The 12932-nt window shown below is 39.0% G+C and carries 11 protein-coding genes and 2 tRNA genes; 9 read left to right on the forward strand and 4 right to left on the reverse strand.

Features of this window, described 5'->3' with window-relative positions; genetic code table 11:
- Positions 1-16: 16 nt before the first annotated feature.
- The 5 genes from MWU82_RS21280 to MWU82_RS21300 all read left to right on the forward strand — a co-directional run bounded on the left by MWU82_RS21280 (position 17) and on the right by MWU82_RS21300 (position 3514).
- On the forward strand, positions 17-709 hold the full coding sequence (locus MWU82_RS21280) for a MotA/TolQ/ExbB proton channel family protein (RefSeq protein WP_072865676.1): 693 nt from the start codon (positions 17-19) through the stop codon (positions 707-709).
- A gap of 10 nt (positions 710-719) precedes the next feature.
- A complete protein-coding gene (locus MWU82_RS21285) occupies positions 720-1106 on the forward strand; it encodes a biopolymer transporter ExbD (protein ID WP_031445231.1) in 387 nt (128 codons plus the stop codon).
- The gene (locus MWU82_RS21290; RefSeq protein ID WP_215947439.1) at positions 1106-2005 is read left to right on the forward strand and encodes an energy transducer TonB; all 900 of its coding nucleotides are present in this window, start codon (positions 1106-1108) and stop codon (positions 2003-2005) included. Before MWU82_RS21285 ends, MWU82_RS21290 begins: the two co-directional genes overlap by 1 nt.
- A 125-nt stretch (positions 2006-2130) precedes the next feature.
- Positions 2131-3342 carry a folylpolyglutamate synthase/dihydrofolate synthase family protein gene (locus MWU82_RS21295; RefSeq protein ID WP_247097834.1) on the forward strand — a complete coding sequence of 404 codons (1212 nt, stop codon included), beginning with the start codon at positions 2131-2133 and terminating at the stop codon, positions 3340-3342.
- A gap of 97 nt (positions 3343-3439) precedes the next feature.
- Positions 3440-3514, forward strand: a tRNA-Val gene (locus tag MWU82_RS21300).
- Between the two features lie 292 nt (positions 3515-3806).
- Here the strand turns inward: MWU82_RS21300 and MWU82_RS21305 are convergent.
- Entirely contained in the window at positions 3807-3980 is a 174-nt protein-coding gene (locus tag MWU82_RS21305; RefSeq protein WP_215946137.1) for a hypothetical protein, read from the reverse strand.
- A 334-nt stretch (positions 3981-4314) separates the two neighbouring features.
- Entirely contained in the window at positions 4315-5547 is a 1233-nt protein-coding gene (locus tag MWU82_RS21310; RefSeq protein WP_247097835.1) for an alkaline phosphatase family protein, read from the reverse strand.
- Positions 5548-5730: 183 nt separating this feature from the next.
- Between MWU82_RS21310 and MWU82_RS21315 the strand changes: the two genes are divergently transcribed.
- The 3 genes from MWU82_RS21315 (at position 5731) to MWU82_RS21325 (ending at position 8283) form a co-directional block, all read left to right on the forward strand.
- The gene (locus tag MWU82_RS21315; RefSeq protein WP_247097836.1) at positions 5731-6408 is read left to right on the forward strand and encodes a hypothetical protein; all 678 of its coding nucleotides are present in this window, start codon (positions 5731-5733) and stop codon (positions 6406-6408) included.
- 96 nt (positions 6409-6504) lie between these two features.
- Entirely contained in the window at positions 6505-7974 is a 1470-nt protein-coding gene (locus MWU82_RS21320) for an arylsulfatase (protein ID WP_247097837.1), read from the forward strand.
- 234 nt (positions 7975-8208) lie between these two features.
- Positions 8209-8283, forward strand: a tRNA-Val gene (locus MWU82_RS21325).
- A gap of 21 nt (positions 8284-8304) precedes the next feature.
- Here the strand turns inward: MWU82_RS21325 and murF are convergent.
- The gene (gene murF / locus MWU82_RS21330; protein WP_215946136.1) at positions 8305-9579 is read right to left on the reverse strand and encodes a UDP-N-acetylmuramoyl-tripeptide--D-alanyl-D-alanine ligase; all 1275 of its coding nucleotides are present in this window, start codon (positions 9577-9579) and stop codon (positions 8305-8307) included.
- Between the two features lie 67 nt (positions 9580-9646).
- Positions 9647-11311 (reverse strand): gliding motility lipoprotein GldJ, encoded by a 1665-nt coding sequence (gldJ, locus tag MWU82_RS21335; protein ID WP_215946135.1) that lies wholly within the window; start codon positions 11309-11311, stop codon positions 9647-9649.
- Between the two features lie 429 nt (positions 11312-11740).
- Here gldJ and porV point away from each other — a divergent pair, with 429 nt between their 5' ends.
- Entirely contained in the window at positions 11741-12886 is a 1146-nt protein-coding gene (gene porV / locus MWU82_RS21340) for a type IX secretion system outer membrane channel protein PorV (protein WP_247097838.1), read from the forward strand.
- Positions 12887-12932 lie beyond the last annotated feature (46 nt).

Consider the following 12932-nt stretch of genomic DNA (forward strand, 5'->3'; position numbering starts at 1 on the left):
TAAATAAAGAAAATATATGTTATTGATACAAGACCTGGCTCAAGAGGCAGGATTAGAGGGAGTTGTGTCCGAGGAAAAGACGCTTTCTGTCATTGATTTAATAGTAAATGGCGGTACAGGAAGTATCTTGATCATAAGTGTTTTGTTTGTAATGCTTTTTGTGGCACTGTATATTTATTTTGAACGGATTTTTGCGATTAAGGCAGCTTCAAAGATAGATAGCAATTTTATGAACCAGATACGGGACCATGTTACCAATGGTAAATTGGATGCGGCCAAAATATTGTGTGCTCAGACAGATTCACCGGTAGCTAGGTTAACGGAAAAGGGAATATCCAGAATAGGGAAGCCCTTGGACGATATTAATACCGCTATAGAAAATGCAGGTACCCTTGAGGTATATAAATTGGAAAAAAATGTGAGTGTTTTGGCCACCGTTGCCGGAGCCGCACCTATGATCGGGTTTTTAGGAACCGTAATTGGTATGATTTTGGCATTCCATCAAATGGCAACCAGTGGTGGACAGGCAGAAATGGGTTCTTTGGCCTCTGGTATTTATACGGCAATGACCACTACCGTAGCCGGTCTTATTGTAGGTATTATCGCTTATATAGGATATAACCATTTAGTAAACAGGACAGATAAGGTAGTACATAAAATGGAAGCCAATGCGGTGGAATTTTTAGATTTATTGAACGAACCTCTTTAGAACATAACAAATGAAACTAAAAGGTAGAAATAAAGTTAGCCCAGATTTTAGCATGTCCTCTATGACGGACATAGTGTTCCTATTGCTTATATTCTTTATGCTAACTGCAAATTCGCCCAATGCATTGGATCTGTTATTGCCCAAAGCAAAGGGGAAATCTACAAATACCCAAAATGTATCGGTAAGCATTAATAAGAATTTGGAATATTTTGTAAACAACGAGAAGATTAACGGACAGTATATAGAAATTGAATTAAAAAAGGCACTAAAAGGGCAGGAGAAACCTACTATTATTCTTAGGGCAGAAGAGAGCGTAGCCATCAAAGAAGCGGTGAACGTAATGGATATTGCCAATAGGAATAATTACAAGGTTATTTTGGCAGTGCGACCAAATTAATGTCATTACTTAACACGAGACACGAGAAAAAATCATTTACACTTACCACAATTCTGTTGAGTGTACTATTGCTATTGCTTTTTTATATTGGACTCACATACATGGATCCTCCAATAGAAAATGGTATTTCGGTGAACTTTGGAACAACCGATTTTGGTAGCGGCAGGGTGCAACCCAAAGAAAAGATTAAATCAGAACCCCTCAACACTCCCATTAAAGAGCCTAAGGTTCAAGAGGAAAAAGTGGAAGAAGTGGTAGAAGAGGTGCCGGAGGAAAAGGTGGCCAAGGAGAAACCTGCCGAAAAATTACTTACCCAGGAAAGCGAAGAATCCATAAAAATAAAACAACAGCAGGAAGCTAAACGCAAGGCGGACGAAGCAGCCAAAAAGGCTCAGGCCGAGGCGGAGCGTATTGCTCGCGAAAAGAAGGAAGCTGAAGAAAAGGTTAGGAAAGAACAACAGGCAAAAAAGAATAAACTCGATGAGTTGATCGGGGGTATAAATAAATCCGAAGGAACCGCTTCTGGTGGCGAAGGTGATGATAATAAGGCGGGGGATAAAGGTCAGCCAGACGGCGACCCATACGCAACTAGTTATTACGGAAGTCCCGGGTCGGGCAGTGGTACCGGAGGTTATGGGCTCAATGGAAGATCTTTGGTGAATAAAGGCAAGGTGCAACAAGAATGCAACGAAGAAGGAAGGGTTGTAGTGAAAATTGTTGTGGACAGAAATGGTAAAGTGGTTAGTGCTACCCCTGGGGTAAGAGGTACTACCAATACCCATCCCTGCTTGTTGGAACCTGCCAAAAAAACTGCTTTTATGCATCAATGGAATTTGGATTCCAACGCCCCTAGCCAACAAGTTGGTTTTGTAGTGGTGAATTTTAAATTGGGGGAATAAAGGTTTCCTTCATTGCCCAAAAACAATTTTCCTGCAGTAATTTTACATTTTCATTTACTTTTTTAATTAGATTAAGAGAAGGTATTGCAACGGCACTATGTTCTAACTTCAACAGACGACTATAAATGACCTATCAGGAAACTTTGGAATGGATGTTCGCGCAACTGCCCATGTACCAACAAAAGGGAATTTCTGCATTTAAGGGTAAGTTGGATAATATACAGTCCCTCTCCGCATATTTAGGTCATCCTGAGCGGAAATTTAAAAGTATACATGTGGCAGGGACCAACGGTAAAGGGTCCAGTAGTCATATGTTGGCCTCTATTTTGCAAGAGGCCGGTTATAGGGTCGGTTTGTATACTTCACCCCATCTAAAGGATTTTAGGGAGCGGATCAGGATTAATGGAAAACCGGTCAGTAAAAAATTCGTTGTCGATTTTATAAAGAAAAATAAATTGTTTTTACAGGCCCATGACCTTTCGTTTTTCGAAATGACAGTGGGAATGGCCTTTCAGTACTTTGAAAAGGAAAATATTGATATAGCCATTGTGGAGGTTGGACTGGGAGGTCGTTTGGATTCTACCAATATAATTCTACCCGAAGTGTCATTGATCACCAATATTGGCTATGATCATGTGGAGATGTTGGGCGATACCATTGCCAAAATAGCTTTTGAGAAGGCAGGTATTATTAAGCCGGGGGTACCGGTAGTGATAAGTGAGCTTCAGGAAGAGACAGCGACGGTTTTTAATAATATAGCAAGGGAAAGAGGCTCTAGAATAACCTTTGCAGGGGAGGTAATCCCTGGAATCTATAAAACTTCTTTGCTGGGGAGTTACCAAACCAAAAACGTCAAGGGAGTTATTGCTGTCATTAAGGAGTTAAAGGGTTTTAACATTAGGGAGAAGCATATTGTAGATGGCTTGTTGAAGGTTTCTGAAAATACAGGATTGCTGGGCAGGTGGCAATATATTGGCGAACATCCAACAGTTGTTTGTGATACAGCACACAATACGGAAGGTTTGTCCATTGTTTTGGATCAAATAAAGCAACAGGAATTTACAGCCCTACATATGGTGATCGGATTTGTAAAGGACAAGAATTTAGAACAGATTTTACCTCTTTTTCCAAAAAACGCCCATTATTATTTTTGTAGACCAAATATTCAAAGAGGTTTGGATGAGGTTGTCCTTAAATCGCGGGCAATGGATTATGGTTTGCAGGGAGAGTCTTATCCATCTGTAAATGAAGCGCTTAAAACTGCATTAAGCGTTGCGAATAAATCGGATTTTGTGTTTGTAGGGGGGAGTACTTTCGTTGTTGCGGAAATTGTATAAATTTTTCTATTTTTTCCTTTGGGGAAATTAAAAACTATTCTATATTTGCACTCGCTTCTGGAGAAATCAGGAAGCGATTTTAAATACTGATTAATTAGGGCTCTTAGCTCAGCTGGTTCAGAGCACCTGCCTTACAAGCAGGGGGTCACTGGTTCGAACCCAGTAGGGCCCACAGTAACAAAGATAAGGCTTCCAAGAAATTGGGAGCCTTTTTTGTTTGGTCAAAAAAGCGGAAAAGGCTCACTTTACCAAAATACAATTTAAACCCAAATAAGGTCTTTTTGGGATCATTTGTAGTTCTTTAGGAAGTAGTATTTATGCCCGTAATTTGGGCTATGTAGGAATATCCAGATACCTAAGTGTTAAGGATGGAGGTATATCTATAGTTAAACTACCGATTTTCCATTGCATGCCCCAAGAGTTTGCCTCACAAATGATGGTTTAGGGCATTTGGCCATAGAAGCCTAAAATTGAATTTTTGGGCCTTCGCCAATTTTTCTTTTTTCCAAATTGTGAATGGAGTCCATATCCAATGAACGGTTTTTTCTTGAAATATACATTCCATGAAGGATTACGAAAATGGTGCCTCCTGCAAAACAAAGATTCAATACGAGTATAATGCTTATGATCTGTGACATGATAAATGATTTTTTGGGTGTTATACAAATGTCGAAAATAGGGGAAGCAATATGTTATATAATTATTTCAATAGGTTATATAATTATTCTAAAATAAACCGGCTAAGTATTGAATAGGCGATCCAGTTTGATTTAAAAATTAGTTTAATTCTAGCCTTTGGCTATCGTATCATTTTAATTTTCAATGAAGATATGGAGTATAAACAATGGTTTAATCTGGAAATGTATAAATGGTAGGATTTTCTGCACAATCGGTTTGAATGTATTTGACTGGTCCTTAGATGAAACCATCCTTCCAATGATGGGCCAATTGAACTTGGAACAATTGACTAATTTAATTAGGTACTACCCATGCATTGGTGGAATTGTGCTTTCCTTCTATTACAATTTTATAAAAACGGGAAGGATATTTACTTAAATCGATTTTGGTGCTATTGCTGGTCCCTTTAACTTTTTTGACCAATTTGTAATGGTCGTATATGCCATTTCTAAAACCATTTTCTGTGCTTAGGTAAACTTTGAGCTTCTTGTTCCTATTATAGCTGTTCCAGCTTAGGGTTAACTCGTTGCCTTGAATACTCGCCTTTAGTTCACTCACCGAAAGTGGTCCGGTTATGGAAACTCCATCAATTTCAAACGCCCTGTTGCGCTCAGGGGAGATCTTCAAACTTCTGAGCATTGCTGGTAAGATATCGACTATGCCTGGGGTTCCCTTCTTGAAATAGTCATTTATGTTATCGGCGTCGGTTACGATCCAGGTCAGGCGTTCACGATCGGATTGCCCTCCATGGCCTTTGCCCGTTTCCTTGTCCCTACCGTGATCAGTAGTGATAAATATTTGCCAATCTTCGCCATATTCCTTTCTTCTGAATTCCATTGCTTCGTAAATGCGCCCTATTTGTTTATCCATTATGGTAATGGCATTATGAAATTGTTCGCTATCTCCATACCGGTGTCCCATATCATCTGTATATTCGAGATACACCCATGAAAGATCTGGACTTTCATCCTTTATATACCTAGCGGCTTCATCTACAACAATTTCATCTATTTTATGAATGTATAGTCGGTCTTCGTCATGTGGAAAATTCAGGGTGTCCAATTCAAAACCATCGTAATGATAATTTAATTTCAAGTAATTGGTTTGGGGAAGGTTTTCTCCAACCAATTTAGTTCTATTGTCCAACCATGTAGAGAAAATAGCTGTTTTCAATTCAGGTTTGTTCTCTTTGGCATATCTAAAAATTGTCCAATAGTTATAATTGGGATCTTTAATGCTGTTGCCCCATACATTGTGTTTATTTGCCCAGGTGCCGGTCAACAAAGTGTTGTATCCGACGGCGGAAATAGTCGGAGTTTCTGAATAACTATCTTTTTCACCCCCTACGTAGGCACGGGTATAGCCACCTTCCTTGGCAATGGCATCAATATTGGGTGTTTCTAATTTTTCCAAAACGTCAGCAGAAATACCATCAACTATAACAAACACTATTTTGGTATTTTGAGGCTGTCCCAAGAGGGTGGAGCTATAAATAAAACTGATTATAATAAGGATATAAATTTTCAAGATAAAGACTGTTTATTGGTTTCTTTTAGAGTATGTGACAGGGATAAATTTACTTTTAATTTTACGGAATAGTATATTGAATTGGAATTAATTTGAAGTAGGCATTTTCTGGGATTTATATGTGCTAACCTAGCTATCATTTACGTAACTTGGATTGCGCTGGCAATTAGAAAATCCATAATTATGAAATACAAAATTGAACTAAATAAGTTTGAAACCATACGTGAATTGCCCAATGCCTGGAGCCCTAATAATTATATGGAGCTATTGGGTGTTATGGAGTTTGGGGATGCGTCCAAGATTCCGGTTTCGGAATTGAAGGAAATGTGTATGTTGTCCTTAACAGATTTTGAGCCCCCAGAGGCAGCAGAAATAGTTTTGGGCTATTTGTTTAAAGATATTTTAAATAGCAGCCAGATTGCCAATTTATCACATGAAATGCTTCATGAAAAAATGTGGGAGGAGTATGCGGATTTATCATTGCACGAAATTTTTTTTAATGCTGGGCAATTATTGTTTCAGGCCTTTAATGGCAAGTTTCCACAGCCAGAGGCACTAAGATTTAAAGTGGTTATAGAAGCCGCTAAAAAGGAAGATATGTCCGTGTTTAATTCCGATTTTGAAGCATCCCTCATTAGATTATTGGTGGCAGGGATGCCTAGGAATACATTATTGAATAGGTTGTTTTCGGACCAATTGGAAGGTCGAGCTTTTCCGGATGCCAAGGATATAATTTGGCAGTACAATAGGGAGTCGCTAAGCGATAAATCCATGAGCATAGAGGTGATTACCTCTGTGTATTGGTTTCATGATCTTAAATTTACCGTTCCATTTGAAACTGAACTACCTGCAGCATTTTAAAGACGGTGTCATTGGTGGTTTTGTCAATGGGTTTTCAAAATTTCCACCTGCGACTTTTTAATAATTCTCCGTATGTTTATAAAAAATAGATGAGTAATGGATTTTAAAGTTGTTTTTGGGTTGATGATTATTGCGGCTATTGGGTTTACTTCATGCAAAAGGGAAAAAAAATCCTCCGCTTTAGGTTCGGCTGAAGTATCAAAAACAATTGATCCGCCAAATATTATTTATATCCTTGCCGATGATCTGGGGTATGGGGATCTAAGTATATATGGGCAAAAAAAATTTAAAACTCCCCATATAGACAAGTTGGCTGCCGAGGGTATGCTTTTTACACAGCATTACTCCGGAAGCACTGTTTGTGCCCCCTCCAGATCGGCACTTATGACTGGTATGCACACGGGGCATACGGTGGTTAGGGGGAATTATGGAATTAAACCAGAAGGTCAATTTCCTATTCCCGATAGCACCCTTACCATTGCAGAAGTCTTAAAGAAAGCTGGTTATAGCACGGGTGCTTTTGGGAAATGGGGGTTGGGGTATCCAGGGTCTGAAGGTGATCCCAATAACCAAGGATTTGATACTTTTTATGGGTATAATTGTCAGACGATGGGACATAATTATTATCCCTATCACTTGTGGTCCAATCAAGACTCCATAGTGCTACCGGAGAATTCGGGCACGAAAAAAGGTATTTACGCCCCTAATCTTATTCATGATAAGACCTTACAGTTTATTGAGGAGAATAAGGATAGACCCTTTTTTGCTTATGTACCGTCCATAATTCCACATGCGGAGTTGGTGGCCCCTGAGGAGGTGCAGAGTAAATTTAGAGGAAAATATTTACCAGATAAAGTGTACAAAGGAATAGATGATGGCCCTAGGTATAAGATTGGAGGATATGGTTCCCAAACAGAAAGCCATGCGGCCTTTGCGGCAATGGTAAGTATCTTGGATGATCAGGTAGGTGAAATTGTTAAGAAGGTTAACGATTTGGGGATAGCAGATAATACCATTATAATTTTTACCTCTGATAATGGTCCACATCTAGAGGGCGGGGCGGATCCCGATTATTTTGATAGCAATGGTGTGTTAAAGGGATATAAAAGGGATTTGTACGAAGGTGGTATTCGTGTCCCTATGATGGTCAAATGGCCTAAAAAGATTAAACCGGGAACCGTTACGGGACATGTTTCGGCATTTTGGGATGTCTTTCCCACTTTGGCAGAAATAGCGGGGATAAGGGAAACTCCAGATTTGGATGGGATTTCCTTATTGCCCACCTTGTTAGGCAAGTCCACAGAACAGAAAGAACACGAGTATTTGTATTGGGAGTTTCATGAAAAAGGGGGTAGGCAAGCTGTTAGAATGGGGGACTGGAAGGCGGTAAAGTACAATGTACTGCAGAACCCGGATGCCCGGATTGAACTATATGATTTGTCCAAGGACACCGGTGAGGAGAATAATTTGGCGGCTGATTTTCCAGAGGTGGTTGCTGAAATGGAAAGCATTTTGAAAAGGGCCAGGACTCCTTCAGAGGTGTTTAGATTTGGGAAATCGAAATAAGGTAGGGTAGAAAGTAATGGATTCCATTCCAATTTATTAGGGGGTGATTTTATTTTTTTGGGAGATGTTGAAGCTTTGTTCTACAGTGGAGGCATACTGCCTTTGTTTCAATAGTTGAGAAATCGATTTTGAATCCAAAGGAATCAATTTATTGAAAAAAACTTTCCAAGGTTGTTTTAAACTCTTAAAATTGGTGTAATTTTGGCGGACTATTTTTCTGTTGTTACAGATAATGGGGTATTAGCTCAGTTGGTTTAGAGCGCTGCCTTGACAGGGCAGAGGTCACTGGTTCGAATCCAGTATGTCCCACAAAAACCTAATTTTTACGGGTTATAATAAATCGAGAATTCTTTCCAAAGCCATGCCCCTTGATCCTTTAATCAAGATAGTGGCATTTTTCAAAGTTTTGTTATTAAGTGTTTCCTTAAGATGGTCAAAGGACTTGAATTTCCTTAAGTCACTTTTTGTCTTAAAAAAGTTTTCCCCAATCAAAAACACTTGGTCAAAATTCATATTGGTGGCTATATTGGAAATATCCTGATGTTCTTTTTCTGCTGTTTTTCCTAATTCGAACATGTCTCCCAAGAATGCAATCTTATAATCGGCCTTTAATTGTTGAAAGTTTTCCAAGGCGGCCTTCATGCTGGTAGGGTTGGCATTATAGGCATCCAGAATTATGTGGTGGCCATTTTTATCTATTATTTGGGATCGATTGTTTTGGGGGATGTAATTTTCAATTCCTTTTTTTATTTCGTCTAGCTCCACATTAAAATATTTTCCAATTAATATTGCAGCACAGCAATTGGTGAAATTATAGCTGCCCACCAGTTGGGTTGTAATATGAATATCACCTACGGCAATTTTAACAAATGGATCTGCGCCAACAAGATTTATTTTAAAGAATTCACTATTGTTCTGGCTATACCCAAATTTCTTGATGACGGTAGATAGTTTTTCTTGTTGAATAGGGTCGTCTGCATTAAAAAAAATGGATTTATCATGGCTGGTTAAATAATCGTAAAGCTCACTTTTACCTTTTATTACTCCTTCCTCACTTCCAAAACCTTCCAGATGCGCCTTTCCAAAATTGGTAATGTAGCCATAATCTGGCTGGGCCAACTTACAAAGGAACTCTATTTCCTTAAGATGGTTGGCGCCCATTTCTACAATGGCCATTTCCGTGTCAGGGGTAATAGAAAGTAATGTTAACGGTACCCCGATATGATTGTTCAAATTCCCCTTTGTGGCAATAGTTTTGTATTTTTTGGAAAGCACAGCAGTAATTAGCTCCTTGGTTGTGGTTTTGCCATTACTTCCAGTAAGGCCAATTACTTTTGCTTTGCAATAATTCCGGTGAAATTGGGATAACTTTTGGAGTGTTGTAAGTACATTTTCCACCAGTATGGTATTGTCGTGGCCTGCAAATTCCTCTTCGTCGACTATGGCGTATGAAGCGCCCTTTTCCAGTGCTAGGGCAGCATAGGTGTTGCCGTTAAAATTATCTCCCTTTAAGGCGAAAAATATGCAATTAGGGCTTATTTTTCTAGTGTCCGTGCAAACCTGGGAAAACTCTAAAAAGAGTTGGTGCAAATGTTCTATTGTCATAAATCTAAGATATAAAAAAAGCCCTTTTTAAAAAGGGCTTCTTCGTATATTTATTTAGTTGTTGTACCTATTTGGCTTTCTTGCCTCTAGGGGTTTTGTTTTTTGTTTTGGATTTGGAACCTACCCTGGACATGGCGCATCTAAATCCAATATAATCTGTGGCCATATACTGTGGTAAATATCTTCTTTGTGCAGGATCCAACCAATAGGCCCTATCTCTCCAAGAACCTCCTTTGAAGACCCTTACCTCGTCATTGATCAATGAAGTTCTGTTGTTGGATTTGTCATAAGCTCTCAGAATATTTCCTGTAGAGTCTACCTGTACCTTGCTGACAGGAGCATCGTACATTTTCTTTTTATTCTTTTCTTCCTCGTCCCCATCGCTAAACCTATCGTAAAATCTGGTAGATCCTGGTTCACCGTCCCTGTATCCGCGGTTGTCACTGGAAGAGAAGTTGGTTCTTAAGAAGGTTTCTTCTTCATCTACCGGTACCATTTTTATCTCTCCGGGTAAATTTACCGCTACTACTTTGCCGTTGGGCAAGGTGTCATACACAATGGAGTCACGAATTACATTTACTTTTCCGTCTTTTCCAATAGCCGTTTTCATATAAACGTTTCCTCGGAAATAGTTGAAGTCACTTACTTCGTCGTCTACGATTGGTCTGTAAACATCCGCAACCCATTCGGCCACGTTTCCTGCCATATCATATAATCCAAAATCATTGGGTTTGTAAGATTTAACTTCCGCAGTAATATCGGCTCCGTCATCTGACCATCCTGCAATTCCGCCGTAATCTCCTTTTCCTTGTTTAAAGTTGGCCAATTGATCTCCTCTACCAACTCTTTGTCCATTTCTAGTATAATCTCCTTCCCAAGGATATTTTTTTCTACCTCTGTAGTTATTGTATTCCCTGCTTCCGATCTGAGCCTGGGCTGCATATTCCCATTCAGTCTCCGTAGGCAATCTATATTCTGGTAAAATAACCCCGGAGCTTCTTTTTGCAAAGACAGAAACTGAATCTTTTTTCTTTTTTCCCTGTAAAGAGTCTATTTGTCCGTTGTATACGGATTCCGGTCTATTTAAATATGCCTCTGTGCTAAAGCCTCCTTCTGCCTCACCGTTTATTACTTTGTATTTGGCCTCATCTGAAAGATAGCCCTCCCTTTCCAGCATTACTTCATTCACACGGTCTGTCCTCCATTCGGCAAATTGGGTCGCCTGGATCCAATTAACACCAACTACTGGATATTCCGCATAAGCTGGGTGGCGTAGGTAGTTATTGGTCATGGTTTCGTTGAAACCTAACCTGTTTCTCCAAACCAATGTATCTGGTAACGCCCCAGTGTAAATATGTACATATTTAGGATTTTCTGGAGGGTAAACACTCTTCAGGTAATCCAAATACTCCAAATACATAACGTTGGTAACTTCGGTCTCATCCATATAGAAAGACTGCACGTGCTGTGAGGTAGGGGTGTTGTTCCATTCGTGCATTACATCATCTTGAACCTGACCTTTTGTAAAGGTTCCCCCCTCTACAAACACTAAACCTGGTGCAGTTTCCTGCTCTTTAAAGTCTGAATTGTACTGAAATCCACCTTCCTTGGCGTTAATATTCCAGCCCGTAGCCCTTGAAACATTTTTAGAGGATGATGAGTTTTTACAGCTTGAAAAACCACCAGCTACAATAGCGCAAGAGAGTACAACTTTGATGAATTGTTTTTTCATAATTAGGACTTGAGTTCAAAAGACAAACTACTTTTTAAAGGAGTTTGCGATTCATATTTTATTAATATTTTGTGTCGCTTTCGGCATTTAGAACGATGATTAAGGCATAATATTTTGTTAAATGAAAAAAAATTGATCATTTATTTAACATGCAAAGAGCATCGCTTAACATGAATAACGACTTAAAATTTAATATAGTATGGATAGTTGATAATTCTTTGAAAAATATCAATAAATTAGTTGTGCGAGATCTGTTTTGGAATGCTAGCTATATATTTATATATAAATGTGTAAAATTATCCTATTAATTGTACCGTTCACACAAGATATTATTAAAATGGTCGTTAATAAATGTATATGAACTAAAATTGTCTTAATAATTCAGTTAAATTTAAGAGTTTTACGACCAAATTTTATAGACTATTAGAAATGAAAAAAATTTCAATATTATTCCTGTTCGTTTTTCTGGGTAAAGTTTCAGCGCAAGAGGATAGGGTTATTACAACAGCAGTTCCGTTTTTGACAATCGCCGCAGACGCCAGAGCCTCAGGTATGGGGGACATGGGGGTTGCGACATCTACCGACGCTTTCTCGCAACAGTGGAATCCGGCAAAATTTGCTTTTGCGGAAAGGAAAATGGGAATCGGGTTGAGTTATACACCTTATTTGGAAAGTATAATTACTGATATAGCCTTGTTGAGTGCAAACTTTCATAATAAAATCAATGAGAGAAGTGCCTTTGCCTTAAGTATCAGGTACTTTACCTTGGGAGAAATTGAACTTAGGCAATTTGCAGGGGATCAGGCCAGATTGGCCAAGCCCAACGAGTTGGCTTTTGATGGTTCTTATTCGTTGAAGCTAAGTGAAACATTTTCTATGGCCGTTGGCGGTAGGTTTATTAGTTCCAACCTTAAATTACCGGATAATGGCAGTGAGGATTCCAAGGCTGCGAGTACTTTTTCGGTTGACGTTGCCGGGTACTATCGCTCTCGTGAAATTGCCTACAATAGTTTTGATGGACGATGGAGGGCCGGTTTTAATATTTCAAATTTAGGAGGCAAGATAAAGTACGACGATGCGGGACAAGAGAATTTTCTTCCTACCAATTTGAAAGGGGGAGTTGGCTTTGATTTTATTTTGGACCAAGATAATGTGCTTGGGCTTACCACTGAATTTAATAAGTTATTGGTGCCTACTCCACAAGATTATAATGATGACGGGGTAATTGATGGAACGGATAATGACGAATATCAGCAAACAACTTTTTTTGAAGGGGTTTTTAAGTCCTTTGGAGATGCACCCGATGGCTTTAGTGAGGAGTTAAAAGAATTTACTTGGGCACTTGGTGCGGAATACACCTACCAAAATGCGTTTATGTTGAGAACGGGATATTTTAATGAGAGCGATTTAAAGGGTTCGAGAAAATTTTTCACTTTGGGTGCTGGGTTTAGATTTAAATCAGCTCAGGTAGACCTTTCCTATTTGTTCTCTACATCTCAGGTCAGAAACCCTTTGGAGAATACACTGAGGTTTTCTTTGACATTTAATTTGGGAGAAGAATTTTTTAACGATTAATGGGCTAAAAAAATATATAGCTTTACTACAAAACCTGCCCACAAGC

The sequence above is a fragment of the Arenibacter sp. S6351L genome (genome assembly GCF_023016025.1).
Taxonomy (GTDB): domain Bacteria; phylum Bacteroidota; class Bacteroidia; order Flavobacteriales; family Flavobacteriaceae; genus Arenibacter; species Arenibacter algicola_B.

Bases quoted from the DNA above. Each gene is read 5' to 3' on its own strand.
- MWU82_RS21305 (WP_215946137.1), bottom strand. From the start codon at position 3,980: ATGTCACAGATCATAAGCATTATACTCGTATTGAATCTTTGTTTTGCA.
- MWU82_RS21295 (WP_247097834.1), top strand. From the start codon at position 2,131: ATGACCTATCAGGAAACTTTGGAATGGATGTTCGCGCAACTGCCCATG.
- MWU82_RS21280 (WP_072865676.1), top strand. From the start codon at position 17: ATGTTATTGATACAAGACCTGGCTCAAGAGGCAGGATTAGAGGGAGTT.
- MWU82_RS21320 (WP_247097837.1), top strand. From the start codon at position 6,505: ATGGATTTTAAAGTTGTTTTTGGGTTGATGATTATTGCGGCTATTGGG.
- MWU82_RS21315 (WP_247097836.1), top strand. From the start codon at position 5,731: ATGAAATACAAAATTGAACTAAATAAGTTTGAAACCATACGTGAATTG.
- porV (WP_247097838.1), top strand. From the start codon at position 11,741: ATGAAAAAAATTTCAATATTATTCCTGTTCGTTTTTCTGGGTAAAGTT.
- gldJ (WP_215946135.1), bottom strand. From the start codon at position 11,311: ATGAAAAAACAATTCATCAAAGTTGTACTCTCTTGCGCTATTGTAGCT.
- MWU82_RS21285 (WP_031445231.1), top strand. From the start codon at position 720: ATGAAACTAAAAGGTAGAAATAAAGTTAGCCCAGATTTTAGCATGTCC.
- murF (WP_215946136.1), bottom strand. From the start codon at position 9,579: ATGACAATAGAACATTTGCACCAACTCTTTTTAGAGTTTTCCCAGGTT.
- MWU82_RS21290 (WP_215947439.1), top strand. From the start codon at position 1,106: ATGTCATTACTTAACACGAGACACGAGAAAAAATCATTTACACTTACC.